The sequence below is a fragment of the Streptomyces sp. NPDC058086 genome, from assembly GCF_042885015.1.
Classification (GTDB): Bacteria; Actinomycetota; Actinomycetes; order Streptomycetales; family Streptomycetaceae; genus Streptomyces.
The window spans coordinates 67,948-93,947 of record NZ_JBHVST010000030.1 but is presented as its reverse complement, the minus strand read 5'-3'; the positions used below and the strand labels follow the sequence as shown (position 1 = coordinate 93,947).

Annotated in this window: 13 protein-coding genes; all 13 read right to left on the bottom strand. The window is 72.5% G+C overall.

The window, feature by feature from the left end:
- Nucleotides 1-412 precede the first annotated feature (412 nt).
- The 13 genes from ACFVWD_RS24015 to ACFVWD_RS23955 all read right to left on the bottom strand — a co-directional run bounded on the left by ACFVWD_RS24015 (nt 413) and on the right by ACFVWD_RS23955 (nt 25,473).
- The gene (locus ACFVWD_RS24015) at nt 413-3,109 is read right to left on the bottom strand and encodes a SpoIIE family protein phosphatase (protein WP_389598832.1); all 2,697 of its coding nucleotides are present in this window, start codon (nt 3,107-3,109) and stop codon (nt 413-415) included.
- A gap of 142 nt (nt 3,110-3,251) precedes the next feature.
- The gene (locus tag ACFVWD_RS24010; RefSeq protein ID WP_389598830.1) at nt 3,252-5,279 is read right to left on the bottom strand and encodes a hypothetical protein; all 2,028 of its coding nucleotides are present in this window, start codon (nt 5,277-5,279) and stop codon (nt 3,252-3,254) included.
- Complete coding sequence (locus ACFVWD_RS24005) at nt 5,276-7,399, bottom strand: hypothetical protein (protein ID WP_389598828.1); 2,124 nt, start codon at nt 7,397-7,399, stop codon at nt 5,276-5,278. Before ACFVWD_RS24005 ends, ACFVWD_RS24010 begins: the two co-directional genes overlap by 4 nt.
- Nucleotides 7,400-7,457: 58 nt before the next feature.
- Nucleotides 7,458-10,052 (bottom strand): hypothetical protein, encoded by a 2,595-nt coding sequence (locus tag ACFVWD_RS24000; protein ID WP_389598826.1) that lies wholly within the window; start codon nt 10,050-10,052, stop codon nt 7,458-7,460.
- On the bottom strand, nt 10,049-13,576 hold the full coding sequence (locus tag ACFVWD_RS23995; protein ID WP_389598824.1) for a tubulin-like doman-containing protein: 3,528 nt from the start codon (nt 13,574-13,576) through the stop codon (nt 10,049-10,051). Before ACFVWD_RS23995 ends, ACFVWD_RS24000 begins: the two co-directional genes overlap by 4 nt.
- A 130-nt stretch (nt 13,577-13,706) precedes the next feature.
- Nucleotides 13,707-15,980: a VWA domain-containing protein gene (locus ACFVWD_RS23990; protein ID WP_389598822.1), complete on the bottom strand. Its 2,274-nt coding sequence runs from the start codon at nt 15,978-15,980 to the stop codon at nt 13,707-13,709.
- 99 nt (nt 15,981-16,079) lie between these two features.
- Entirely contained in the window at nt 16,080-16,628 is a 549-nt protein-coding gene (locus ACFVWD_RS23985; RefSeq protein WP_168496923.1) for a Pycsar system effector family protein, read from the bottom strand.
- A complete protein-coding gene (locus ACFVWD_RS23980; protein ID WP_389598821.1) occupies nt 16,625-17,722 on the bottom strand; it encodes a hypothetical protein in 1,098 nt (365 codons plus the stop codon). Before ACFVWD_RS23980 ends, ACFVWD_RS23985 begins: the two co-directional genes overlap by 4 nt.
- On the bottom strand, nt 17,715-20,237 hold the full coding sequence (locus ACFVWD_RS23975; RefSeq protein ID WP_389598819.1) for a hypothetical protein: 2,523 nt from the start codon (nt 20,235-20,237) through the stop codon (nt 17,715-17,717). Before ACFVWD_RS23975 ends, ACFVWD_RS23980 begins: the two co-directional genes overlap by 8 nt.
- A 5-nt stretch (nt 20,238-20,242) precedes the next feature.
- Nucleotides 20,243-21,097, bottom strand: a complete 855-nt coding sequence (locus ACFVWD_RS23970) for a hypothetical protein (RefSeq protein ID WP_389598817.1) — start codon at nt 21,095-21,097, stop codon at nt 20,243-20,245.
- Between the two features lie 113 nt (nt 21,098-21,210).
- Nucleotides 21,211-21,921, bottom strand: a complete 711-nt coding sequence (locus ACFVWD_RS23965; protein ID WP_101403846.1) for a Crp/Fnr family transcriptional regulator — start codon at nt 21,919-21,921, stop codon at nt 21,211-21,213.
- A gap of 413 nt (nt 21,922-22,334) precedes the next feature.
- Nucleotides 22,335-23,846: a cellulose binding domain-containing protein gene (locus ACFVWD_RS23960; protein ID WP_389598816.1), complete on the bottom strand. Its 1,512-nt coding sequence runs from the start codon at nt 23,844-23,846 to the stop codon at nt 22,335-22,337.
- Between the two features lie 280 nt (nt 23,847-24,126).
- Complete coding sequence (locus ACFVWD_RS23955; RefSeq protein WP_389598814.1) at nt 24,127-25,473, bottom strand: radical SAM protein; 1,347 nt, start codon at nt 25,471-25,473, stop codon at nt 24,127-24,129.
- Nucleotides 25,474-26,000: the final 527 nt, after the last annotated feature.

Sequence of the window (26,000 nt, the reverse complement as noted above, 5' to 3'; positions counted from 1 at the left end):
CACCAACACGCCGTTCACCCTCGGTAAGAGTGGCCGGCAGGGCCACGGCCGACGCGAGACCCGTGCGAACACGCCGACCCCGCCCTGCCAGCGCACTCACCGCCATCGCCGTCGTCACACCGGGCTCATACCGAACTCATACTCAGAACGACGGCTGCTGGCGTACGACGCGTCAGCCGCGCTCAGTCGGCAACCAGCGGGCGAGGTAGGCCCGCAGCCCCTCCAGACCGGTGCCGCGGGCGACATGGCCGAGGTGGCCGTCGGGGCGTACGAGCCCTTTTCAACACGGTCAAGGGCATGAAAGCCCACTGGTGCACGGCGAGCGTGGTGCGCAGCAAGGGGCACAACCTCAACCTGGTTCCGCACGCCTGAGCGCGCCCCGGGCGCCCAGCTCGATCCTTGCCGACAGCGTTCACGGGCGGGGCTGCCCGGTGACCCGCGGCAGTGCCTGTTCGGCCCAGATGACCTTGCCCTGGGGGGTGTACCGGGTGCCCCAGCGCTCGGCCATCTGCGACACCAGGAACAGGCCCCGGCCTCCCTCGTCCATGGTCGCCGCGTAGCGCAGATGCGGCGAGGTGCTGCTGCTGTCGGTCACCTCGCAGATGAGCGTACGGTCGTGGATCAGCCGTACGTGGATCGGCTCGGAGCCGTAGCGGATGGCGTTGGTGATGAGCTCGCTCAGGATGAGTTCCATGCTGAAGCCGAGCTCGGACAGGCCCCACTCGTCGAGCTTCCGGGACACGGTGTCGCGCATCCCGGACACGGCGGCCGGGTCGAGCGGCACGTCCCAGTCGGCGATCCGGTCGGGCGGCAGCCCCTGGGTGCGGGCGATGAGCAGGGCGACATCGTCCTTGGGACGCCCGGGCAGCAGCTCGTCCAGCACGGCCTGGCAGCTCTCCTCGGGCGACCGGTCGGGGTGCCCCGCCAGTGCTTCGCGCAGCAGTTCCATGCCCACGTCCAGGTCGCGTCTGCGGTCCTCGATGAGGCCGTCGGTGTACAGGACGAGCTGGGCGCCCTCCGCGATGTCCAGTTCGGCGGTCTGGAACGGCAGGCCGCCCAGGCCGAGGGGAGGCCCGGTCGGCACGTCCACGAAGGTGACGGTTCCGTCGGGGTGGACCAGCGCGGGCGCCAGGTGCCCCGCCCGTCCCATGACACAGCGGCGCGTCACGGGGTCGTAGATCGCGTACAGGCAGGTGGCGCCCACGACGCCCGCGGCACCATCCGTGTCCCGCTCGTCCTGGTCGATCCGGCCGACCAGGTCGTCCAGATGGCTCAGCAGCTCGTCGGGGGGCAGATCGAGGGTGGAGAAGTTGTGCACCGCGGTCCGCAGCCGCCCCATCGTGGCGGCGGCGTGCAGCCCGTGGCCGACCACGTCGCCGACGGCCAGCGCCACCCGGCTGCCCGGCAGGGGGATCACATCGAACCAGTCCCCGCTCACGCCCGACTGGGCGGGCAGGTAGCGGTAGCCGACGTCGAGGGCGCTCTGCTCGGGCAGCGCCCGCGGCAGCAGGCTGCGCTGGAGGGTGACCGCCAGCGCGTGCTCGCGGGTGTAGCGGCGGGCGTTGTCGATGCTGACCGCGGCACGGGCCACCAGTTCCTCCGCCAGCGACAGCTCCTCCTCGTCGAAGGGCTCGTGCTGCTTGGCGCGCCAGAAGTTGGCCACGCCCAGCACGACACCGCCGGCCTGGATCGGGGCGGCGATGAGGGAGTGGATGCCGTAGTCGATGATCTCCTTGGTGCGCTCCGGGTCCTGCGCGTGCCAGCCCACGGCGGTCGACAGGTCCGTCACCAGTTCGGAGCGGCCGCTGCCGTAGCCGCGCGCCTGGGGCGTGGAGGGCACGAAGTCGATCAGTCGGCCCCTTTCGTAGAGCGGATGGTCGTTCCGGATGCCGCACACGGCGATGCGTCGCAGGTCCGTCGCCGTGGGGGCCGGCTCCTCGCCGTGCAGCACGGCGTCGGCCAGATCGACGGTGACGAAGTCTGCGAAGCGGGGGACGGCGACCCGCGCCAGCTCGTCGGCGGTGCGCCGCACGTCCAGAGTGGTACCGACGCCGAGTCCTGCGTCGTACAGCAGCTTGAGCCGCTCCCGTGCGACCTCCGCCCTGCCGGTGACCGCCTGGAGCTCGGTGGAGTCGCGCAGCGTCACCACCGTTCCCTCGATGCCTCCGTCGCGCCCCGTGGGCCGCTGGTTGACCGCCAGCAACCGCTCCCCGGCGAAGTGCACCTCGTCGGTGGCCTCACGCCCGGAGACGAGCAGCTCCACCGTCTCGGGTTCGAGGTTCGACAGCTGCGACACGAGCCGCCCCTCGGCGTCGGGGGGCAGCTCCAGCAGCCGTCTGGCCTCGTCGTTCGCCAGCAGCAGCCGCCCGTCGCCGGCGACGATGAGCACTCCTTCGCGTACCGAGTGCAGCACCGTGTCGTGGTGGTCGTACATGCGGGTCATCTCGTCCGGGGCCAGGCTGTGGGTCTGCCGTCGCAGCCGTCGGCCCACCAGTGCCGTCACCCCGGTGGACACCACGAGCGCCCCGGCCCCGGCGCCCAGGATGATCGGTAGTTGCCGGTCCACCTCACTGGTCACGTTCTTGACCTTCAGACCGGCCGACACCAGGCCCACCACCTTGTCCGTGCCGTCCTTGATGGGAACGGTGGCCTGCACCTCGTGGCCGAGCGGGCCGTGGACGCTCTCCGTGTAGACCCTGCCCGCCAGCGACGGCCCGATCGTGCCCACGAACCGCTTTCCGATCAGGCTCGGTATGGGGTGGGTGTAGCGGATGCCCTTGGTGTCCATGACCACGATGAAGTCGACCCCGGCGGCCCTGCGGGCCGCCTCGGTGGCCGGTTGGAGAATCTTGCTCGGGTCGGGGGTCCGCAGTGCCGCCACGACCCCGGGAGAGTGCGCGAAGGTCTCCGCCGTGGCTATGGAGCGGCGCTTGGCCTCGGCGGTGGTGTCCCGCTCCGACTGCAGGGCAAGGGCGAACACACCGCAGGCCACGAGCAGCACGACCAAGGCCACCTGAAGTACGAACACCTGCCCGGCTACGCTTCGCGGGCTCCTGCTGACCAGTGGCCTGAGTGAAAAGCGGCGAAAACCGGCGAAACGATTCGCCATGTGACCTTTCTAGCACTGGTGATCCCGAGCGGCCATGGCCCACCCGAGCGATGGCCCTCCCCACTCCTGCCCTGCCCCGCCCCGGACACACCGAGGACACCTGATCGCCCGGACAGCCGGTGGCGGGGAGGCGGGCTCGTGTTCACAGGGCGATGAGGACGATCGTCAGGAGTACGGCGATCACGCCGAAGCCTGCTCCCATCACACAGCCCGGGTTGTTCGCCAGGTCGGAGAGCCGGGACGTGAGGGTGGGCGGTCTCGGCGGGGTGGAGGAGGGTTCCGGGGCCGTCGTGGGCGCCGGGACGGCGTAGGGCGACCGAGGGGCGGAGGGGACTCGCTCGCCCCGGCTGAGCACGTCCCGCAGGATCTGCTGCCACAGGACGGGCGGCAGGTCGGGGGCCTGGCCGTTCGCCGGGGCGATGATGCTCTGGCGGAGCCAGTTGCCCCCGGTGGGGTGGCTGTCCCGGGTCATGCGGTGGAGCAGCTCGCGCAGATCGCGCAGATAGCGTTCGTCCCGGGCCAGCGGGGCGACGGCCCAGGTGAAGAGGTCGGCGGCCCGGGTGACCATGGCCGTCCGGGAAACGGGTTCCGGTCCCTGTCCGTACGGCGTGCAGTACAGGCCGTTGTGGAGCACCTCCGCGCACAGGTCGTGCCGCATCTCCGGTCGGCGCTCCTGGACGCGATGGTCGGTCCCCAGCTCGTCGAGCAGGAGCTCCACGGACTCCGCCGGCAGATCGGCGGAGCGCAGCTCGCGCAGGAGCAACTCGTCGGGCAGGGTACGCAGACGCGCCGCCAGGAGACCGCGTTGCATGTGGTTCCCGCGCCGATGGTCACGGAGGTCCTCGTGGAGTCCGTACGCCTCGTGGGCGGGCGTTTGGACCGGCGTCTGGACCGGCGTCCGCAGGGGTCGCGCAGGGGCCGTGGGAGAAGAATCCGCGGCGGGAGAATCCGCGGGCGCCGGGTCCGCATACGCGTTCGAATGCGGGTCCCCATACGTGTCCGGATACGGGTCCGAGTACGAATCCGGGTGCGGGTCGAGGTACGGGTCTGGGTACGCGTACGGCTTCGGGGGCCGCGGCGCGGGCGTCGTCCCGGTCCGCTCCTGGTCCTCGTCCCCCTCCCCGGCCGGGCCCGGTTCCGCAGAGCGGGGCGCGGGCGCGTCGGTACGCGTGCCGGTTCGGCGGTCGGTGCTGAGGATCTCGTTCAGCAGGACGCGCCGCCGCGTCCACTCCAGCTCCGCGCCGCCGGCCAGCTCCTCGACCAGCTGGGGCACCCCGGGGGCGGCCTCGGGGTGCGCGAGAAGGTGGTCGAGGAGGTGGTCCACCAGTCGAGCCGCCGCCTTGTGCTCGAACTGGGGGGTGACCCGACGGCCCATGACCCGGGCCAGCGGACCGGCCCCGCCCGCGTCCGGCTCCCAGCGCGGGACGCACGTCAGACGCAGCTGATGGGTGTCCACCGTGTCGTGGGTGGCGAACGTCCACTCCTGCCCCAGCCAGGGCCCGAAGAGCAGGAACAGCCCCAGATACGCCACCGGCACGGCGTCCTGGTCCGGCCAGCCGGGCTGCCCCTTGTCCTCCGCGAGCAGCGACACCCGCTGCGCCGGATCGCGCAGCCACTCCGCGGCGACCAGGATCAGCGCGCGCTTGACCGCCGGCAGCAGCTCCAGCATGGCCGGGAGCCGCTTGCGCGCCAGCGCGTCGAGCTGCGCGCACTCGATCACACGCTGGCGTCCGGAGGCCTTCTCGGCGGACTCCCGGCTGCCCCAGCCGCCGTAGGAGAGGCCGAGGCACTGGCGGGTCTTCAGGGTTCCGGGGTCACCGATCAGGACATGGCTGATCGTGCTGGGCCGGCCGCCGCGGTCGGTGGTGGGCCAGCGCTGGACGAGCATGACGTCGCCGTCGCGGGACAGGGTGCGTACGACGCTCTGCCGCGAGGCGGCCGTACCGGACACCCACAGCAGCGGGCCCAGTTCCCGCCCCAGTTCCTCGGCGCGCCCGGCCGAGCAGGAATGGGCGACGGCCTTCATGCCGGTGCCCTGGCGGCCCTGGTTGCCGTCCCACCGGAAGACGACCTGGTGCACCGAGCCTCCGGTGCCGCCATCGCCCGGCCCGTGCGCGCCGGCCTGTTCCCCGTGGGTGGCCGGACTCCTCCGATCCCCGAAGTCACTCACTTCGTCTCCCTCACAGTTCCCACCGCTCCCCCGGTTCGTCCGGCCCTCCCCGACGGCACCGCCTCGAACGCGGGCGCCTCTCCCACGGCGAACGCCTCGGCGCCGCCCGGCACTTCGACCATCCCGTGCAGCGCCAGCAGCGCGAGCAGCGGCTCCAGCACCCGCCGGGGCCCCGCCCCCGCCGGATAACGGCCCTGGTCCTCCTGGCCGCCGGTGGCCGACGCGACATGCAGGGTGCACCGGCGGATCGCGTCGAAGGGACGCAGCCAGGCCGGCCCGGCGTGCTGTCGCAGCAGCCCGTACACGTCCCGGCTCTCCTCACGCATCCGTTCGGGGTCCAGGGAGGTGGCCGGCGCCTGGCCGAGCCAGCGGTCGACGGGCGGCTGGAACCGCAGGAGGTCCGCCTTGCCGAGCACCATCGCGGCGGCCACGTCCAGATACGGTCCGTTCTTCGGCAGCCGGTCGAGGACGGTGCCGAAGGCGAGGTCGCCGTCCCGGTTCACCTCGACACCCCAGCGTTCCCTGGCGTGGTCCAGATGCGGCAGCGGAAGGGCCAGCGCCGGATCGACGACGAAGATCAGGGCGTCGATCCCGAGCAGGAAGCGCAGCGCGGCGTCGGTCCGTACGAGGTCCTCGCCGCCGAGGTCGAAGAAGGCGACCGGCCGTACCTGCCCGTGGGCGTCGGTGATGAGGAGGGACTCCACGAAGCGGGCGAAGCCGTCCAGGCCGAGGGCGCCGGTGTGGTCGAGGACCTTGCCGTTGCGCAGCGGCTGCACCCGTTCCCGTACGAACCGGGCGTGCTGCTCCGGGTTTACGGACTGCCACTTCAGACCGAACGGCTCCAGGCCGCCGTCGGTGATCTCCGCGATCATCTGGGTCAGCAGATGGCTCTTGCCGGTGGACGACTGACCGACCATCGCGACGGTCAGCGGGCGGCCGTAGGTGAGGTAGGGCACCGGGATGAAGTGCTCGGGGAAGTCCCGGTCCGCGGTGCACTTCTGGACGGCGCCTCGCATGACGTCCTGGCGGCGCAGGGCGTTGCCGATCGTCGAGACGTCCAGCGGCTTGTACTGCATCCTGCTGTCGGTGACGAAGAGTGAGGCGAGGTCGAGCTGGATGTGCTCCAGGCAGTACGGGCACAGCACCCGGCCGTCGCTGCTGCGCCCGGCCGGTGTCCTGGACTCCTGGTGGGTGACGGGTGCCTGCTGCTTGAGGCGCAGCGCCTGCTCGAACGCCTCCCGGTGCGCGCGGGTCTCGTCGGCGGGCACGGTGAGCGTGACGCGCCGGGCGGCCCCCGGTGCCAGCAGGTCGAGCAGTTCGGCGGGGGTCGGCCGGTCGGCGGCCAGCGGGGCGAAGGCGCCCCGCAGCGTCTCGGCGAGCACCCGGTGTTCGCCGAGGTCGGTGGGTGCCCGGTCACCGGGGCCGGGCCTGCCCGTCACCAGCTGGTAGAGCACCTGGGCGGCGCTCCACACCGCGTCCCGGGAGTCGACGAGCCCCTCAGCCCGGCGCTGTTCGGGCGAGCAGTAGGGCGCCCGGCCCCACCGGCTCCTCGGCCGTCCGGTACGGGCCGCCCCCTCCAGTCCCCAGAGCTGGACCGAGGCGCCGTCCCAGAGCACGGTGGCGGGCGAGATGCCCCGCAGCACCAGCTCCTGGCTGTCGAGCAGGCACAGAGCGAGCATCAGGTCGCGGGTGAGGACCCGTTGGTCGGTCGCGGACATCACATGGGTACGTGCGATGGCGGTGCCGCGCGGCGCGGCGTACAGCAGGAACGGCTCGGCCGCGTCCGGTTCGTAGCCGACGATCCTCGGGAAGAGCGCCGTGTACTCCGTGTCGTCGAGCGCCCGGTGCAGTTGCAGGGCGGTGCCCGCCTCCGCGTCGAGCAGGGCGCGCGCGGCCGGGTTCGCCGCGTCGGTGGCGTTCAGGCGGACCTGGACGCACTGCTGCCCCTCGTCGTCGAGCAGTCCGTTGCGGATCAGCTGGGGCAGCAGCGGATCGCGGCGGGACTCGGGGCCGAAGCGGACGGGGGCGACCCGGCGCCGGCCCGAGGGGACGGTGAACGCGAGCGTCTTCCAGCGCGGACCGTCCGACTCCGTCAGGTGGGGGTGCGAGGTGCTGGTCACCAGCGGTTGCCGTCCTCTCGGTCGTACGGGTGCGCCGGGCCGGGATGCGGGGTGCGGGTCACCAGCTGTCGCCGTCCTCGTGGTCGTACGCGTCCTCGTGGTCGTAGGGGTCGAGCCCGTCGGCCGGGGAGTTCTGGCGGGAGCGGACGGTGTCCACCACGCCCATCCGCAGCGGGGTGAGCCGGACCAGGCCGGCGTAGCGTCCCGACGAGGTCCACAGCGTCTGCTCCGGCGGTACGCAGCCGGTGGTCCGCCAGGTCTTCTCGACCTCGTCGCGCACGGCCCCCGGCGCGAACCTGATCCACACCGCGGCCGCCGGGTCCCTGCTGAGCAGCGTTCCCTGTTCGGGTGAGGAGAGTTGGACCACGGCCTGCCGGTCCGCCTCCGTGCCGACCAGGTCGGCCACCCGGCGCGGGTCGGTGCCCAGCAGGTTCGCCGAGCCGGCCCGGGTGCGGTGGTCGGCGGCGAACGGGGGCGGCGCCAGTACGCCGTTGTGCTGGAGGTGGCGGCGGGCCGTCGAGAGCAGGTCGCGGACCCGTTCCTCGGTGCGCCGGACGGCGAGGGCGCCGGCCTGGCCGCGCTCGACGGCACCCCAGTAGGGCTCCATCGCCACCATGGCGGCGTCCGTCAGATCACCGGACAGGGCGGCGACGAGCTCCGGTCCGCCCTCCCCGTTCTCGCGGTCCAGCCAGCGCGGAACCCCCGCGGTGCGGTCCGCCCACGGCTCGGCGGGCCCGGCGGACTCCGCGAACTCACCCCGCGCGCCGGGCTCGCCGGGCTCGCTCCACGAAGCCCCGTCCTGCCAGGCGTACGCGCTCGCCCAGTCGCTGTCCCCGTCGTCGGACACCGCGAACGCGTCCGTCTCCAGGACCGAGGTACTGGTCAGCCAGTCGTCCGTGTCGAGCGGCTCGGTGCCGGAGGCGCGGGTGACCGTGGGGCGTTCGGGCTCCGGCACCGCCTCGGCGGCCGCGGCGGCCGCCGTCGCCCGCAGCATGCCGGCGACGGACCGGGCGGCGTCGGCGCAGTGCAGGCGCTCCTCGACGGCCCAGTGTTCACGGACCGCCTCGGCCAGCAGCGCGTCGAGCCCGTCCAGGGCCTTGCGCAGCACGGTGGTGGCGTGGTGGGCCGCCCAGGAGTCGATCGCGGCGCGCCACAGTCGGCGTGCCGTCTCCACCGCGACACAAAGGCCCGCCAGGAGACCGACGGCGCTCAGCCAGAGCGGGGGCTCGACCGCGTACGCGATCGCCACACCGGCCGCGGCGCCGCCGAGTGCCGCGGCCCGGGGTCCCCAGCCCCATCGGCCGGGGCGTCCCGCGCCCCGCAGCCTGGACGCGCCGAGCAGCGCCACCGCGACGAACACCAGCGGGACGGCGATCGCCAGCGCCGCCAGGGGCCCCCGCCACAGGGCGCCGAGGAGCCCCGCCACGGCCGCCGCGGGCAGTGCGCCGCGCCCCGTGGCCACGGGGCCGTTCCCCACGGCGGGCCGCCGGGACACCGCTTCGGTGGAGTGGTCGGCGAGTTTGCGCACCAGTGCCGAACCCGGGACGGGCTCCACCCGCCCGGCCAGCCCGGTGAAGCGCTGGGCCACGGACCGCAGGGCGAGCCCCTGTCCCAGCAGCTTTCCGGCGAACTCCCGCAGTCCCTCGCCGATCCGCTCCCCCATGCCCTCGGCCGAGGGCACCCGCAGACCGAGGGCCCCGAGCCGGGCCGCCGTCTCGGCGGCGGACGGCGCCGTACCGGAGCCGCCGCCGCGCAGAGCCGTGCCGACGAGGTCCCGGTACTCGTCGATCGCCTGGTGCGCCTGGTCGAGGTCCGCCTCGAACGCCTGCCTGCGGGAGGCCCACAACAGCCCGGGCAGGGACCGCAGTCCGGCCAGCGCGTCCTCGGCGTAGTCGAGGGCCTGCGCGCAGGCGGCGTACGTGCTGTCCGCCACGCCGCCCGGCTCGCGGTGCCGTTGGTCGCGGCCGCCCCGGCCCGCCACCAGACTGCGCAGCGGCTCCGGCAGATCGGCGCCGGAGGAGGCGGTCACCAGCAGGTCGGGGGCGAGTTCGCCGTCCTCGCCCGCGAACCTGAGGAGCGCGTCGCGCCAGGCCCGGTCGCGCACCTCCAGCGGCAGGTCCTGCTCCAGCAGCCGCACACCGGGCGCGGCGACGGCGTCGGGCAGCGACCCGAGGCCGTCGAGGACCTTCAGATAGACGTCCGGGACCGACAGCACGTCCACCAGGACGGCGAGCGCCTCCGGGGCGTCGGGCTCGGGCTGTTCCAGCGCCGTGCGCGCGGAGCGCAGATCGCCCGCCCACAGCAGGGCGGTGCCCGAGGCCCGCAGCACCGCGGGCCGCACCAGGCGCCGGTCGGGCTGGAAGGCCTCGTCCTCACCCGCGTACGAACCGGGTGCGCTGCCCACCAGCAGGACCAGGATCCTGACCTCGCCCACGGCCCGGTAGACGGTGAGCAGTTCGTACTGCCGCTGGTGGTCGGTCAGCCCGGCCGGGGTGTCGACCACCAGGAACAGCGGGTCGTCGGGTTCGGGCAGCCCGGCCCGGCCCAACTGCCGGGCGACACTGGCCCGCAGGGCCTTGGCGGTGTCGAGTTCCGCCGCGCCGCTGCGCAGGTCCAGCTGGATGACGGTGCCGAGGTCTTCGGACGTCTTCACTCCGGGTCACCGTCCCAGGGATTGCGGCGGGAGCGCTCGCGCTCGCCTTCGTCGCCGTACGGGCCGGGGTCACCGGGCTCGTCCCAGGGCACCGAGGGCCGGTCGGCGCCGTCGGAGCGCCCGTTGACACGGTCGCCCCGGTCACCGCGATCGGCCCGGTCGGCGCGGTCACCCCGATCACCGCGTTCGGCGCGTTCGGCGCGTTCGGCGTCGTACCCGTCGTCGTAGTCGTCCACGGACGCGCGGCGCGGACGTTCCTCGGTGCCGCTCGGGTACTTGTCGAAGGAGGCGCGCGGTGCGGTGCCCCAGTCGTCGTCATCGGACACGGCATGCCGGGGTTCGGGGAACTCCTTACGGACGCGCGGCGCGGGAGTTCCGCCGCGTACGTGCTCCAGCAGGGTGCGCAGGGTCGGCTGGACGGCGCGCTGGTCCCCGAACTCGGTGTCCAGCGCGGCCGGCAGTGCCTTCGCCCAGAACTCCCACAGCGGGCGCACCCATCCCTCGACCCGTTCGCCGCCGCGCTGTCGGCGGTCGGCCAGCAGCTCCAGCTGACGCGGGGCGGTCTTCTCGACGAGTTCGACGAAGAGCGGATGCGGTTCGCTCGCGCTCCTGGCGAGACCCAGCGGCTGAGTTCCCATCAGTTCGCGGCAGTAGTCCTCCACGGTCCGTTCGTCGTCGAGAACGGTCCAGCGTTCGTACGACCGCAGCAGCTCCGCCCAGCTCGACACCCCGCCGGGGAAGTCCCCCAACCGCAGCCGGACGCCGGGTACATGGGCGCCCTTCTCGGGGAACAGCCGCAGCCTCAGCCGCTCCGGCGACGCCGGGTCGCCGTCCACCACGTCGACCTGGCCGTTCCACATGCAGCACAGCAGCCGGTGCAGGATGACGCGGCGGTCCTCCTCGCTGCTCACCATCCAGCTGTCCCGGTAGCCGAGCCGCTGCCGCCAGCGCAGTACGTCCTGGGCCTGCTCGGAGTCCTTCGCCCTGGCCCACTGGCGCAGCACCTTGCGGGCTTCGGGCACCTGGGTGAGGCTCATCTCGCTGCGGAAGAGGACCACGGTGACGGAGTCGCTCTCCACTCCCCGGTACTCCACCGAGTTCTTGGCGTCGGACGGCAGCCGCAGCGCCTTGCCGAGGTACTCCTGCACCTCCTCCACGGCCTGCACGCGCGGGTGGGTGACGAGGACCCGCAGCGGCCCGGTGCCCTCCGGGGTGAAGCCCACCGGCAGCAGCCCGGTCAGCTTGCGGCCGAACAGATCGAGCGCCTCCTTGCTGACCTGGTCGGCGGCGTCCGCGTCACCCGCCGCGGCGGCCAGCAGGGTGCCCATGGCCGGCAGCAGCGGCCGTTCCTCCAGGTGTTCGCCGCTCTCCGCGAACAGCCGGGTGATGCGGCCCTCCAGCTGTGCCTTGACGACCGCGACCGCGTTGTCCGGATTGCGGCGGCTGAGGGTGTGGACCTCGCGCCAGGTGTCCCCGTCGATCATCCTGAGCAGGAGCGCGGCCTCGTCGTCGTTCTCGCGCATTCCCTCCCGTCGGATCAGCCGGGTGACGACGTCCTCGTAGAAGTGGTTGAGGGTGCGCTGCGGCGGCAGCAGATACGAGATCCCGGTGCGGTCCTCGTACAGTTCGAGGCCCTTCTGCGCGGAGACCTTGCGTTCCTGGTCGGAGTGTTTGCGGAAGGCGTTGACCAGGCGTCCGAGGTCGGCCCCGGCGGTGGCCGCCGGGGGCTGCCACTGCTGCTGCTGTTCCCGCCAGGTCTCGTGCCACACGGTCCGGCTGCGCCACTGGTACCAGAGGTCCTGCTCCTGGAGCGCCGCCTGCACGTCGTCGTCGCCCCAGCGGGCCGGTGACATACCGGCCAGCCGGCCCTTGATCCTGGGGGTCTTGGGCGGCTGGTCGGTCACGCCCGGCGGGCGCTGGGGAGCGCGGGAGCGGCTGTCGAGCATGCCGAGGAAGCCGAGCCGGGCGATCGGTTCGTCGCTGCCCGGGACGCCTCTGACGATGCGTTCGGCGAGGAAGGGATCCACGCTCTGGAGGAGTTTGTCGATGGCGGGGCGCGGGGCGAAACGGTCGGCCATCGAAGCGGCCTGCCGGTCCGCGAAGGACTGGAGGTCGGACAGCAGCCGCTGCATGTCCGTGAGGCGTTCACCAAGCGCCTGCTCGATGGCCTTGCCACCGCGTGGCAGCGGATCGGGCTCCGGGAGGTCCAACTGCTTGCGCTCCCACAGCTCTTCGAGGTGGGAGTCGGCGAACAGCTGCCGGATCAGCGGCACCGCGTTGTCGCGCAGCGCGGTACGGGGCCGCTCCACGAGGTCGGTGACCGCCTCCCGCAGCAGCCGGCCCGCCACCAGGTCGGCCAGTTGGTCCATGGGGGCGGTCATGGAGGCCACCAGGCTGGTGGAGACGCCCTGCCGGCCGATGCCGGTGGGGGACACGGCGCTGCGGTGCACGCCCCGGTTGATGAAGCTCGCGGCGAAGGTCTGGAAGTCGTCGTCGGTCGCCGTCGCCCGGCCCCTGGGGCGGCTGTCGCCCAGTTCGGTGCCGATCAGCGACATCACCAGGGAGACGATGGAGCGGCGCAGGTCGTCCTGGCGGATGCCCGCGGTCGGGCTGAACAGGAAGGCCGTGGGCAGGATGCCGGTGCGCAGGCGGATCGGTGTCGTGCCGGGGTAGCGGATGCCGAGCCCCGAGTCGAGGTCCAGGTCGAGGTCGCCGATCTCCGTCCCCTCGCTCGGCGCGTTCTGCGCGTCGACCAGCCGGAACAGGTCGACCAGCGCGCGGGCCGCATTGAGCTCCGCCTCCCGTCCGCCGCCGCCCGCCGAGGAGAACGAGGACGGCATCACGACCAGCGGGTAGATCTTCACGCCGTCGAAGCGGCGCAGCTGGAAGGCGTGGTTGATCAGGTGCAGATAGTCCAGGAAGATCCCGGCGCCGGTGCCGCCGGCCACCGAGAAGGCGACGAACACGTCGCAGCCGTTGACCTTGCCGCCGCCGAGCTCGGCCAGTTCACCGGCCGACTTGGCGATCGCGTCGATCGCCTGGAGCAGCGGTTCGAGGACCGGGGCGAGGCTGTGCCGGAGCGTGGCGAAGAGGGCCGCGCGTCCGACGGTGGGCAGTTGGCCCGCGCCGTTGTGCAGCGGGGTGACCTTCGGTTCGTCGATGCGCGGCGGCAGCCAGTCGGCGACCTCGTCGCGCAGGCTCGCCCGGAGCATCTTGGTCAGTTCGGGTGACGCGTCGAAGTTCGGCAGCAGGTTGTGGGTGGCCCGGGAGGTACGGGCGTACGCGGCCCGCAGCGAGGGGTCCACGTTGAACTGGGGCAGCCGCTGGAGGTCGGACTCGCTGTAGTCCGCGTAGACGAACTGGAGGCAGTCAGGCAGTTGGTAGGGGGCGTGTCCGCTGAGGTGGCTGAGCGCGACGCCGTCCGGCCCGCACAGCTCGGCGCGCAGTTTGCGTTCGAGTTCGGCGCCGACCAGGCCACCGGTGCCGCCCAGGCCGACGAAGAGCATCGGCTGGAAGATCTTCATGGGTTTCCTCCCCGCTTACGGCCGTCGCGACGGCCGGTTCGTGCTCGGTACGTCCCTGGAGTGCGCGCGGCACGGCCGCGCTGCGGTGCGTGGGGGCAGCCCGGTGGCGCCTCGGGCCCGCCCCCTGGCGTCACAGATACGACCCGTACGAGCTCCCGCTCTCGCCGGTACCGGTCGCGGAGGTGGTGGAGCCCGCGGTCGTCCGCGCGGAGGGCCGCGGTCGGCGGACCTTCGAGGCGCGGGTGTCCTCGCCCAGGGCCAGGCTCAGCGTGTCGGTCAGCTGGACCTGGCCGCGGGCGGGCAGCGGGGTCCGGCCGCCGCCGCGCTTGCGCAGGACCGCTCCGCCCTCGGGGCTGCGCTGGACGGCGTACGGGCCGTGGGCGCGCCGCTCGATGCGCGGGCTGCGGTGGGGTTCGGCGACGGCGAACTCGTACCACTGCTTGTGTCCGTGTCCGGCGAGGTGCTCGCCGAGGACGTCGCCCTCCGCGGAGACCAGTCGCAGCACCAGGCCGAACGGGTCCCTGCGGGTGCGGCGCTGGCGCAGCCAGGCGAGGACCGCCGCGGTGACCAGCGCGATCAGTGCGGCGGCGGACACGAACGCCCACCAGTACTTCGCCCAGACGCCCGGCTCGGGTGTCACCCGCACCGAGAGCGGGGTGCGCACCAGTGTCCGGTCGTGGTCGGTGGTGTCAACCACGGTCACGGTGCCGCCGAGTCGCAGTCCGCCGTCGCCGAGGCGGTCGCCGAAGACGTCGCGGGGGGCGACCTCGACCGTGACCTTCCGGGTGCCGGACTCGCCGGGCTTCACCTGGATCTCGGCCGGGGTGACCGTGAGCAGCCCGGACTTGAGGTCGGCGACGGACAGCCGCAGGGTGTGTGCGGTGTCGCTGGTGTTGTGAACGGCCAGCGTGCCGGTGACGGTGGAGCCGGGGTGGGTGTTCGCGGTGGGCAGTTCGAGCGCGGTGGTGACGGGGAGTGCGCCGGGCGCGATCTGGCCGCCCTCGCTGCGGGTGTCGGCGCTCAGCCCCGAGGCCGTCAGTGTGCCGCTCACCTTCAGTGCCCCGTCGGCACTCTTGGGGATCTCGACGGAACCGGTGAAGGAGCCGTCGCTCGCCTTGGAGTCGGACCCCTGGCCGTCGTCGGTGAGGCGCAGCGCCAGCGGGTCGAACCCGTCGCCGGTCAGTTCACTGCGGACGCGCAGCCCCTCGTAGTCGCGCGCGTCCTTGATCTCGTAACCCTCGCGGGTCTGCAGGCGCATGGTCACCGTGACCTTGTCGCCGGCCTGCGGCGACGGCGGGTCCATGGTGATCGCGCCGCGCAACTCGCCCTGCCACAGCACACTGACGGCGACGGGCACGGAGCGGTGGCCTTCCGGGGCCTCGGCCTTCACGCGCCAGGTGCCGGGCACCGGGTCGACGATCTTCAGCGCCTCGACCGTGCCGCTGCCGCCCGCCAGCTCGAAACTCGACTTGCGGTACGTCCCCGTGGTGGGGACCTGATGGCCGTTGGGGTCGAGGTAGGTGATCTTCACCTGGGGGTCGCCCTTGTCGACGACGATGCTGCCCACGGTCGCCAGCGGGGAGATACCGATCTCCAGGGTGGCGGGCGGCCGCTTGCTGGGGCCCTGTTCGTGACGCAGGCAGTGGGCGGCGGCGAAGATCTTCTCCAGCATGGGGCCGACGTCCTTGGCCCCGGAGACCTTGCCCGCGCTCGGGCGGGCGGAGGGCAGTTCGACGCAGCCCTTCTGGTATCCGCCGGCGGCGATGCGGTCGAGCTGCGCCTTGTCCGGGTCGGGTCCGAAGCCGAGCGGCCAGATCTGTACGTGCTCGGCGGCGGCGTTCTCGAGCTCCTGCGTCAGCTGCCGCTCGCCCTCGTCCTTGCGGTGCGCGGGGTCGCCGTACTTGGGGCTGTCCTGGACGTCCAGCTTTCCGTCGGTGAGCAGGAACAGCACGCGGGGCCCCGAAGCATCGGTGCCGGTGGTGAGGTCGTGGACTCCCTGGCGTATCGCGCTCGGGAAGTCGGTGCCGGTGCCCTCGTTCTTCGTGCGGCTGCGCAGCTTGCCGACACAGGTGCCGATCGTCTCGCGGCCCGCCGCGTCCAGCGTGGTGCGCGGGCAGACCGGGTCCACCGCGCGCTGTGCGCCGGACTCGGCGGCGGCGAACCCGAAGACGGTGGCCTGGGAGGACGAGGAGACGTCGCCGAGCGCGATGCGTGCGGCGGCGGCCTTCTCGGCCTTCATGTCCTCGGGCGCGAGGCTGGCGGACTCGTCCACGGCGATGGAGTAGTTGACCGCCGGGAAGGCGGGTGCGGAATCCGCCGCCGGCACCGGATCATGACCGGCGGGTGCCAGCAGGGACACGAGCACCGCCATGCCGCCGAGCGCGCCGACCGCGGCGCGGCGCACCCGGCCCCTTCCTGTCTGCCGTCTTCCCGTGATGCTTTCCACGGCCGTCCCCCTGGTTCCTTGGTTCGTCTCTGTGTCGTGTACGTGCTGTGCCGCGTGTCAGCGGGCGGTCAGGCTCCAGGCCAGGGCCAGCGCCGTCGAAGGGGCGAGCGAGCCCACTCCCCAGCGGATGGCCCGGTACTTGGCGGACAGGATCGAGCTGACGTCCACGGCCTGGACCAGCAGCCATCCGGCGGGATCGCGTCCGGCGTCGGTGACGTCGGCGGACAGCCCCGCGAGGTCGCGGGGGGCCAGCAGGTCGCCGAAGTACGTCACCCCGTCCCGGCCGCGGACCGTTCGGGTGCGCGGCATGAGCGCCCCGACCAGCGCGGTCACCGCGACCACCCAGAGCACGCTCGCGAGGATCAGCGTCACGTCGGCGAGCCCGCGCCAGTCGGGCGGGCCGTGCCGCCCGATCAGGAACGCGGGCAGCGCCAGCGTTCCTGAGAGCAGTACGGCCGCCTTCGCGTCGGCGCGGCCGAGGTCCTCCCTGACCGTGCTCAGCAGTCGTTCGGCGATGCGCTCGCCCCGGTCGGACCCGTGCGGACCCCCGTCCGGCACGGGCCCGACCGGGTCGGAGGAGGTGCGCGCCGGGCCGTCGCCGGTCACCGGTCCTCCTCCGCCCAGGACCATCCGTCGTCCCGGGAGCGTCCGCGGCGACGCGGCGGTTCGGGTTCGGCGTCCTGGGGGTCGTCTGGGTAGGGCTCTCTCCCGCGTGGCCCCCGGTCCGCCCGGGAGGGCGGTTCGTCCGCCACCCAGTCCGGGGTGAACGGTTCGTCGGCGGCCGGAGCCAGCTGCGGGGTCTCGCGGCGGGCGGGCAGCGAGCCGATGGGCCCCTGGAGGGGGTGGCGGCCCTGGTTGAGGAGGTTCAGGGCCTGTGTCTCCATGTCGTTGGACTGGATCTGACCGCTGGCGACCATGGCGAAGAGCCGGTCGACGCGTTCCTTCTCGTCCTGCCGCCCCTCCTGGCGGATCTTCTCCAGGAAGTCCTTGGCCGCCTCGGGCTCGGCCGCCAGCATGTAGCTGAGCTGTTCCAGCTCGCCGCCCTGCAGCATCTTGCGGAACGCGGCCTGATGTACCCGGGTCACCTCGGCCGAGGCGTGCGCGTCCCGGATGCCGTCCATGTGCTCGATCGTCCGGTCGTCCACCCGCAGGCGGACGTACAGCCGCACCCGCAGGCCGAGTTCGGTGCCCAGCTCGGCCCAGCGCCTGCCGGCACACTCCAGGGTGATGGCGCGGTCGGCCTGTTCGGCCTGGGTCACCCGGTAGGCCGAGGACACCTCGCGCAGCCGCTCCAGCACCGGGGCGGTGAGCCGCTGGGCGACGTCGGTGACGACCTCGGTGGCGGCCAGATGAGGATCGGTCACCGTCCAGTGGATGTCCACCTCGGCCTTGAAGAAGGTGGTGCCGCCGGCGGCCGGCAGCTCCATCTGAAGCGTCGTCACGTAGGTGCCGAGCGCGATCTCGCAGACGGTGTACGGCCGGGCGAGCGCCCGCTTGTCGACGTGGCGGACACCGGAGACGGTGACCACGCTGTAGCCGCCGTTGCGGTAGAACAGCACCGAGGCCTTCTGGGCGCTCACCTGCGGGAACCCGCCCGTCGGCGCGTACTCCCGCAGGAAGGGACCCGCGGGCCCCGCGGCCGCCTTCCGCGCCCTCAGCCGCTCCCTCGCCTTCGCCCTCGCGTCCTGGTCCTCAGCCATGGCTGTCCTCCTCGCCCGTCCTCTCCTTCGGCGGGACGGCGAGCCACCACAGGGAGCGCGCCTGCGCGTCGGGGAGCGGATTCTCCGGATCGTTCATCATTCGGCGCAGCAGCCAGTCCAGCCGCCGTCGGTCGTTCTGCTCGGTCGCCAGCGCGGGCAGCAGCGCCGCCAGCCCCGGCCGGGTCCCTTCGGCGCCGTCCCTGCGCACCGCCGAACGCAGCAGGGACTCCAGCGCGTCCAGGGCCACGTCCTTCGAGCGCGCCGTGTTCAGCGCGGTCCACATCAAGTCGGCCATGGGGAGCACGAGTTCGGGGCGGCCGGCGGCGAGGGCGAGCGGCAGCGGCCAGTCGGCGCGGTCCGCCAACGGGGAGTCGGGCTCGTCGGACAGCACCTCGTCCACCGAGGTCAGGGCGAGCCGCACGGAGGTGACCAGACCGAGGTCCTGGTACGCCTCGCGCTTGTGGTGGGTCCAGTCGGCCATCCGCCGCAACACCTTGGCACCGTCAGGGAGCGCCAGCAGCCGTACGGCGTTGAACGAGGCGACCGCCAGCTGCTCCCCGTCGTCGCGGACCCCGATCCGGGCCAGGGCGTCCAGGGCGTCTTCCGTCGTGTCCGCGGCGTTCCCGTAACCCAGCGCCATCGCCGCGGTCCAGCGCAGCGACTTCGTCCCGTACCTGCTCCAGTCGTCGACCAGCTTGCGCACCGCCTTGCGGTGCGACGCGTGACCGGCCGCCTGGTCCAGCGTGGTGGCCGCGAAGATCCTGCGGCGGGGCGTGGCCGCCTCGGCGAGCGGCCTGATCAATTCCGCGTATCCGTGGTCGAAGTCCCGTGCGCACAGCTCCCCGGCGGCCACCGCGGCGCGCATCCACACCTGGGGGCGGGGATCGTCCGCGAGCAGCCGCAGCCAGCGCACGATCGGTGCCCGGACGGGGAAGTGCCGGTCCCAGATCTCGGTCAGCACCGCCGAAGGCAGCGCGGAGCCCCGGTACCAGATCAGCCGGGCCGGGACCTCGGTCCCGGCCACCTCGAGCCGGCCGTCCGTCAGTTCGGCGCGCGAGAGGGCGAGATCGGCTTCCGGGTCGTCGCAGAACAGCGGGCGGGCCGGGGTGTGGTCCGGATCGCACTGTACGGACAGTTCCCAGGTCAGCAGATGGGCGGCGGCGGCCACGGCGCTGTGCGAGGCGCCGCCCAGTACGGCGAGCGCGATACGGAACGCCACCGGGTGGAACAGGGCCGCCGTACCCGGCCGTCCCGCGCCGCCCTCCGGCTCGGCGGGCGGCGTCGTCAGCGCCCGGTCCACCCCGGTGAACCACTCCTGGGCCTGGTCGGCGGCGAGGCTGCGGCAACCGGCCAGCAGCTCGTCCCGGGAAACCTCCCCCAGCTGGTGTGCGGCCAGCAGCGAGGCGAGCAACTCGGCCTCGGCGGGGCGCAGATCCTCCAGCCCGACCGCGTCCTTGACGTCCTGGCGGACCGCCAGTTCCTCCGCCCCTGCGAGCAGGTCCTCCAGCCGGACACCGGCGTCCGGGGCGGCGGCGACATGCTCCTCCAGCCGCTCCCGTAACCGGGTGGTGAGCAGCTCCTGGGTGGGCGCGGGAGGGCAGAGCCTGCCGTACCGCCCGGCCAGCAGCGGGTTGGCCGCCGATCCGACCGTGACAACGACCACCGCATACGAATCGCACCGGGCCAGGACCGCGGCGAGCCCGTCGAGGTCCATCTCGTCCGGCGGCAGCGCGACGGGCCCGGTGAGGGAGAGCTCCAGCAGGTACCCGGTGCCGCGCCGCGCCTCCTCGCCCTCGCCGGCCAGGGAGCCCGCCAACTCCCTGACCCCACCGTCCGGGTCGACCCGGCGCACCCGGGATCCGGCCCCGGGCTCCGTGCCCGCGGCGTCCGCCGCGGGGCCGGTGACCTCGTCGAGGAGCGAGAGTGCGGTGCTGGTGCGTCCGGTGCCGGGGGCGGCGACGAGCACCAGCAGCCGACGGGTGCCGAGGGCCTTGCGCAGCTGTACGTATCCCCGCGGTTCCACATGGACGCGGCGGAGCCTGCGCAGTTCCTCGTCGGGCACGGGTCCGCTGCGCATCCCCGCACCGGAGTGGCGGGCGTCCATCCGCAGGTGGATGTCGCCGATGTGGGCGCTCTGGAAGAACGAGCGGTCGAAGCTGTTCAGGTCCCGGCCGGTGTCGAACAGCATCCGGGTGGCCCGGCGGGCCCGTGAGGCGGCGGCGAGGTCGGTGGTCCCGTCCTCGCCCTGCTCCTCGGCGAGGGGGTCGCGGGTGTGCTCCTTGAACCGCCCCGCGGCGCGCTCGCGTTCCTCCTCCTGCTTCTTCTCCTGCTCCTTCTTGACGTCGCCCTCTTCCGGGGCGTCGTTCCCGGCGGCACCCTCGTCGCCGCCGGCCTTGCCCTCGTCGGCACGGGGCGGGTCGTTCCTGGCCTGCCCGTCGGCCTCGGGCGAACGGGCGTCGGCCCCCTTCTGGGGTGCGGGCTCGGCGGCGGCGCCCGCCTGCTGATCGTCGGTCACCGCGCTCAGCCCTTCCGTCGGCCGGCGTCGCCGGTGATCCGCCCGATGTGCACGGGCTGCTGGTAGACGTTGTCGCTGTGCTGCGACATGTCGCCGTGGACGGTGTACCGGGCACCGGGTCCGTCGGCCCGGTCCTCGCCGTCGGCGCCATGGGGGTCATCGGCGTCACGGGCGTCATCGCCACCACCGGCGTCATTGACATCACGGGTGTCATCGACGTCATCGGCACGGTCGGCGTCAGGTGCTGCCGGTGCGGCGGCGGGGATCTCGGGAGCGGGTCGGCCGGGAAGGTGGAACCAGGCGGTGACCTCGCCCTCCTTGAGCTCCAGGCGGGCGGAGGAGTAGTGCGCGGGCTCGATGAACTTGCCGCCGCTGCTGACCACGTCCTCGTAGAGCGACTGGGAGGTCACCAGCACGAGGTCGGCCCGCTCGGCGTCCAGCAGCCGCCGGGCGAGGGGCGAGTCGGCCAGCCGGCACGCGAGGTCGACCGCGCGCCCGCTGATGCCCCGGCCGTCGTGCCGGACAGGCCCGACGTGCATGCCCACCCGAAGCCCGAGGGGGACGCGCAGGCCGCGGTTCTCGTCCCGCAGATTCTCGTGCACCTCGACCATCCACAGGCCGAGCAGCCGGGTCACCGCGATCCGGCCGGCCACCGACAGCAGCACACCGTCGCCGCGGTCCTCCATGTGTACGGCGTCCCGCGCCACCTTGGCGTGGGTGAAAGCCGCTTCCAGCACCCGGTAGATCCGCTCGCGCATGCGCTGTTTGTCGACGTCGTCGTACTCCCCGGAACGCCGGGCGTCGACGCTGATCACCAACTCGTAGCGTGCTTCGGTGAGATCCATCGCGTCGTGGTCCACCCCGTGCCCCCTTGTTCTCTCCACTTGCCGTCCCCCTCAGCGTCGGGCCCGGGACGAAGGCCGTCTGTAGCCGTTTACACACGACGAGGCGTGGGTTACGACAAGGCGTGGGTCTACTCCTGATGACCGTCCGCGAGGAGGGCGAGCAGCTCGGGGTCGAGGATCTCCACCATCCGGTTACCGGTGCGCACGACGTGCTGGGTGCGCAGCAGCTTCAGTGCCTTGGCGACGGCTTCCCGGGTGGCTCCGATGGTGGCGGCCAGTTCGTCCTGGGCCAGCTGGACGACGGTGCCCGTGTGCGTGACGCCCGGTACGGCCGGGTTGTAGGGGCCGGAGGGCTCGGCTCTCGACAGTTCGGTGAGCCGGCTGGCCAGCCGCTGCAGCACGGTGAGCGAGGCGAGCGCGGACCGCTCCTGGTCGGCGCTGCGCAGACGGAAGGTGAGCTGGCGTATCACCAGACCGCTGACGCGGGGGTGCAGGGCGAGGAAACGGCGGAACGCGTCCCCGGATATGACCTGGGTCTCGGTCGGACCCAGCGCGCGCACGGTGGCGCTGCGGGGATGCGGGTCCAGGGCGGCCATCTCGCCGAGCAGTTCACCGGGACCCCGCAGTCCGAGTATCAGCCGGGTGGCACCCCGGTCCGTCACCACGGAAACGGTCACCCAGCCCTGAATGATGATCAGGACGTGACTGGACCGGTCGCCTTCCGTCAGAAGATGGGCATCAGCCGCGTAATGCTTCCGGCTGCCGAGCGCCATCACGCTCTCGCGCTCCTGAGCGGTCAGAGCGCGCGCGAAAGCCAGCTCATTGCCGAGCAGTCCCATGGCCACGCCCCCCGCCGCAATCATGCCGCCTGACTTTTCAGAGGCGTTGATGGTGGCAGAGCGAAGCATTGAGGCGAGTGAATTACGCCAGATCGGCAGTACTGGTCGGTAAGTGCCGAAGTGCCAGGTGGGTCGCCCGGGGGGACCGTCCCCCGTGACGCCCCCCACCACCGGTGACCGCGGCCGAACCGTCCGCCCCGACTCCCGCCCCACCGACGACCTTGAGGTCAGGACCGGCGCTCGAACGGCCGGCCCCGTCGATGAGGGGACCGGCCGGGGAGGCGGACTTGGCGAAAAATCAGGTTTCCGCCGCCGGAGGGGTGCTGGCGAGGTGGTGACGGGGTGAGGGGACGGTGTCTGCTTCTTCGCGCGTCACACCGGCTCTTCACGCGTCACACCGGTCGGCCGGATGCTCAGCCGGCGGCCTGGCAACTGGCCGTGTTGAGGGTGAAGTTGCGCGCGGGCGAGTTGGAGCCGGTCCAGGAACCGAGGAAGCCGAAGGTGACGGTTCCGTTCGCGGCGACGGTCTTGTTGTAGTCGGCGGCGGTGGCCGTGACGTGGGAGTCGTTCTGGGTGAAGGTGCCGTCCCACATCTGGCCCACGCGCTGGCCGTCCTTGAAGGTCCAGCCGAGGCTCCAGGTGGCGAGAGCCTTGGTTGAGGTGACGGTGACGGTGGCCTGGAAGCCGTCCGGCCACTCGCTGACGATCTCGTACTTCACCCGGCAGTCGGGCGGGGCGCTCTTCGTGGAGCCCTTCGTCCCGCCCTGCTTCCCGGCGGGCGACGAGGACTCGCCCTGGGCCTCCTGATCGGAGTTGCCCGCCGGACGCGAGGTCGAGTCCGCCACCGCGGGCGAACCCGCCGACCTCGACCCCGACCCCGCCCCTGACCCCGACCCCGATTCCGAGGGGAAGGAGGGGCCCGGGTCCGCCACGGACTGCCCGTCCGTCGACTCGCCCTGCGCGGCGCTCACGCCGCCGCCCTTCGAGCCGCCGAAGGGCATCAACGAGACCGTGAGGGCCAGTGCGGACACGAGGACGGCCGTGACCAGGATCCCGGTCCGGCCGATCCGGGGCCGGACCGGCTTGCCCTCGTTCAGCCCCGTGTCCACCGCCGCGTCCGTGCGTCCGCCGGTCATGCCGGCCTCGGCGGCCCGGCGCCGTCGTTCGAGATACGCGAGGCCGCCCCAGCCGATCACTCCGCTGGAGAGCGCCGCGGGCAGCCCGCCGCCGTGCAACCGCAGACAGGCGGCGGCCTCCGCGCACTCGACGCAGCGCGCCAGGTGCCGGGAGAGGTCCTCGGGTGTCTCGGCGGTGGGCGAGCGGGTGACCGCGTCGAGGAGCCGCGCGTAGCTGCGGCAGTAGGCGTCCATCGGCGTGTCGATGTGGTTGCGGTGGCAGCGGTCCCGGAACAGCGCCCGCACCTGGGCGAGTTCGGAGGACGCCGCCGCCGGATCGAGACCGAGCCGCCGGGCCACCGCGGACAGCGGCAGCGACTCGACCTCGGCCAGCCACAGCAGAACGGCGTCCGGCTCCTGCATGTCCCTGAGTCCGCGCAGCGCGAGCGGGCGGTGCAGGGGCGGTCCGATGTAGCGGGCGGCCTTGTCGGAGTGGAGCCACAGACGCAGGTCGGGGTCGAGCCGATGGCCGAGCCCGTTCGTCTCCCAGGCGCCGGCCACGGTGCGGACCGAGGCCAGCAGCAGCGGAATGCGGGGCAGCCTGAGCGCCCTGCGTCCGGTACCGGTACTCTTCGATGCCGCGGTGGCGGCGCGCAGTTCGTCGATGCCGTGCGTGAACGCCTCGGTCGCCAGCAGCGTGGCCGCGGCCGAGCCGGACGTGCACAGATCGGCGTAGGACAGGACCGCGTCCCAGCACTCCGAGAGCAGCGCGGCCTCGGCGGCGTTCTGGGGGGTCGGCAGGTCGGGCATGGGGGGCTCCTGCATCAACTGCTTCCAGGTGCAACGTCTAGAAACGTCTGAACAACGTGATCGTCAACTCACGCTCTGTACAAGGGAGTTGAGGCCGTCTCAACGACGGGGCCCGAGCCTTTCACGCTTTCCACACAACTGACAAGCGAGGTATTCAATTAGCGTGGCAAGCGGTTGCGGCGCCGTTCGTCCGAGCGCGCGCAGCCTCCCTCCCGCCGTATGGAAGGTGATACGGAAGGGAGGCCGATACGTCTCGATCGCCCTCGACTTTTAAGAGGTTCTACGGAACCTTCGGTCCGGCCGCTTCCGCCACCGCGGGTTCCCGCGCCGGGAGGCTGTCCATGAAGGAGCTCACCGAGAAGACCGCGTGGCCGGGTCCGGGCGGGCCGTATCCGGGCGGGGAGGACAGCCCGAAGTCCTCCATGGTCGAACGGTAGGCCTCCAGCAGCCGGATGTGGTACTCCAGCGGCGCGCCCTGGGGGTTGGCCTTGCCGAGCGGGGTCGTGGGCTCCGGGCACCAGGTGGTGAAGCGGGGCGTGATGCCGTGCGACATGAAGAAGCGCAGCCCCTCGGTGGTGGAGGCGATGGCCTCGTCGACGGTCGTGAAGCCGAACGGCTCCGCCATCTCCACGCCCGCCACGAAGTTGGGGATCACGTTGCGCGCGCCGAAGACCTCCGCGGAGTCGAGGATGCGCTTGTGCCACTCGTCGCGGCCGACGTAACGCTCCTTGCCCGGGCAGTACAGCTCGAAGAGCCGCCGGTCCCACACCTCGTAGTTGGGGTGATAGATCTGCACCCCGTAGTCCTTGAACCGCTGTACGTCGTCGCGCGGCAGCGCCTGCGCGACGACCTTGCCGATCCAGCGCCCCGGGAAGCGCTCCTCGATGGCCTTGGCGTAATGCCCGTAGAAGTCGGCCTCGTCGCGCCCCTGCAACTTCGAGGTGATCGCGCCGCCGGTGAGGGTGTACGCGGTGGAGACCTTCGCCGTGTCGTACCGGTCGATGATCTCCAGGGCTTCGAGGACCTCCTCGACGTCCTTCACCCCGGTGTACGGGCGCCCCGCCGCCTTGTGCTGGCGCCAGTTGTGGTTGATGTCGCAGTACTGGCACTCCTCCTTGGCACCGAAGTACTGGCAGACCCGGAAGACGGTGAGGTAGATCAGATAGCCCCACTGGATAGTGGGAGCGACCTCCATCACGGACTTCCCGTTGGAGAGCGTGTGCCGGTAGTACTCGGGCATCGGCGGCACGCCTACGTCGGCGATGCGCTTCCCGTCGAGGTAGAGCCCGAGCATCCCCTCCCCGTCGGCGGCGACGCGGTAGGGCGAGGCGGGGTTGACCCGCACGGAGACGACCGTCCGCCGCAGGTCGTACGGCCCACCCGTGAGGATGATCTCCTCGGGCGGGCGGCGCAGCGCGGCCTCGCCGAGCTCGGGCAGGGTGCCGTGGTCGAAGGAGAAGATGAAGTACGACTTCGGCTTGACGTCACCGTCCTCGTTGTCGGAGAGCGCCGACTCGTCGAAGGCCACACCTCCGCGGAGCAGGTCCTCCTTGAAGACGGCCTCCCGCGGTACGTGCGGGAACCGCTCCATCAGATCCTCGACCAACGCGGTGCGGCTGCCGACCATCCCGTTCTCCTCGCTCCCGACCCGTTCCCGACTCGTTCAAGTCTCCGTGCTCGACTCTTCACGGTATGCCCCTGCCTGCGCGTCAGCCGTGCCGGGTCCCCTCACGGCGCGCGATGCACACGGGAGAAGCCACGTCCGGCGGCAGCGCGAAGTCCGGGGCACAGCCCCGGGTCGGGTCCGGGGCGCACCCCAGGCCGAGTCCAGGGCACAGCCCCGGACCGAGTCCAGGGCGCACCCCAGGCCGAGTCCAGGGCGCACCCCTCAGCGCAGGTCCAGGGGGCTGGTCCGGGGGGAGCTGGTCCAGGGGGGCTGGTCCGGGGGGAGCTGGTCCGGGGGGCTGGTCCGGGGGCAGAGCCCCGAGAGCCCGTCCGAGGACGAGCCCGAGAGCGGGCTCGGGGCGGAGCCCCGGGATGAGGTCGGGGGCGCAACCCCGAGAACAGGCCCGGAGCGCAGCCCCCGGCAGGGTCCCACGGGCACAGCCCCGGGCAGGGTTGGGGGTGCAGCACTGAACGGAGGCCGGGGGTGCA

Coding starts and splice junctions, on each gene's coding strand:
- ACFVWD_RS24015 (WP_389598832.1), bottom strand. CDS start 3,109: ATGGCGAATCGTTTCGCCGGTTTTCGCCGCTTTTCACTCAGGCCACTG.
- ACFVWD_RS23995 (WP_389598824.1), bottom strand. CDS start 13,576: ATGAAGATCTTCCAGCCGATGCTCTTCGTCGGCCTGGGCGGCACCGGT.
- ACFVWD_RS23980 (WP_389598821.1), bottom strand. CDS start 17,722: ATGGCTGAGGACCAGGACGCGAGGGCGAAGGCGAGGGAGCGGCTGAGG.
- ACFVWD_RS23965 (WP_101403846.1), bottom strand. CDS start 21,921: ATGGGACTGCTCGGCAATGAGCTGGCTTTCGCGCGCGCTCTGACCGCT.
- ACFVWD_RS23960 (WP_389598816.1), bottom strand. CDS start 23,846: ATGCCCGACCTGCCGACCCCCCAGAACGCCGCCGAGGCCGCGCTGCTC.
- ACFVWD_RS23955 (WP_389598814.1), bottom strand. CDS start 25,473: ATGGTCGGCAGCCGCACCGCGTTGGTCGAGGATCTGATGGAGCGGTTC.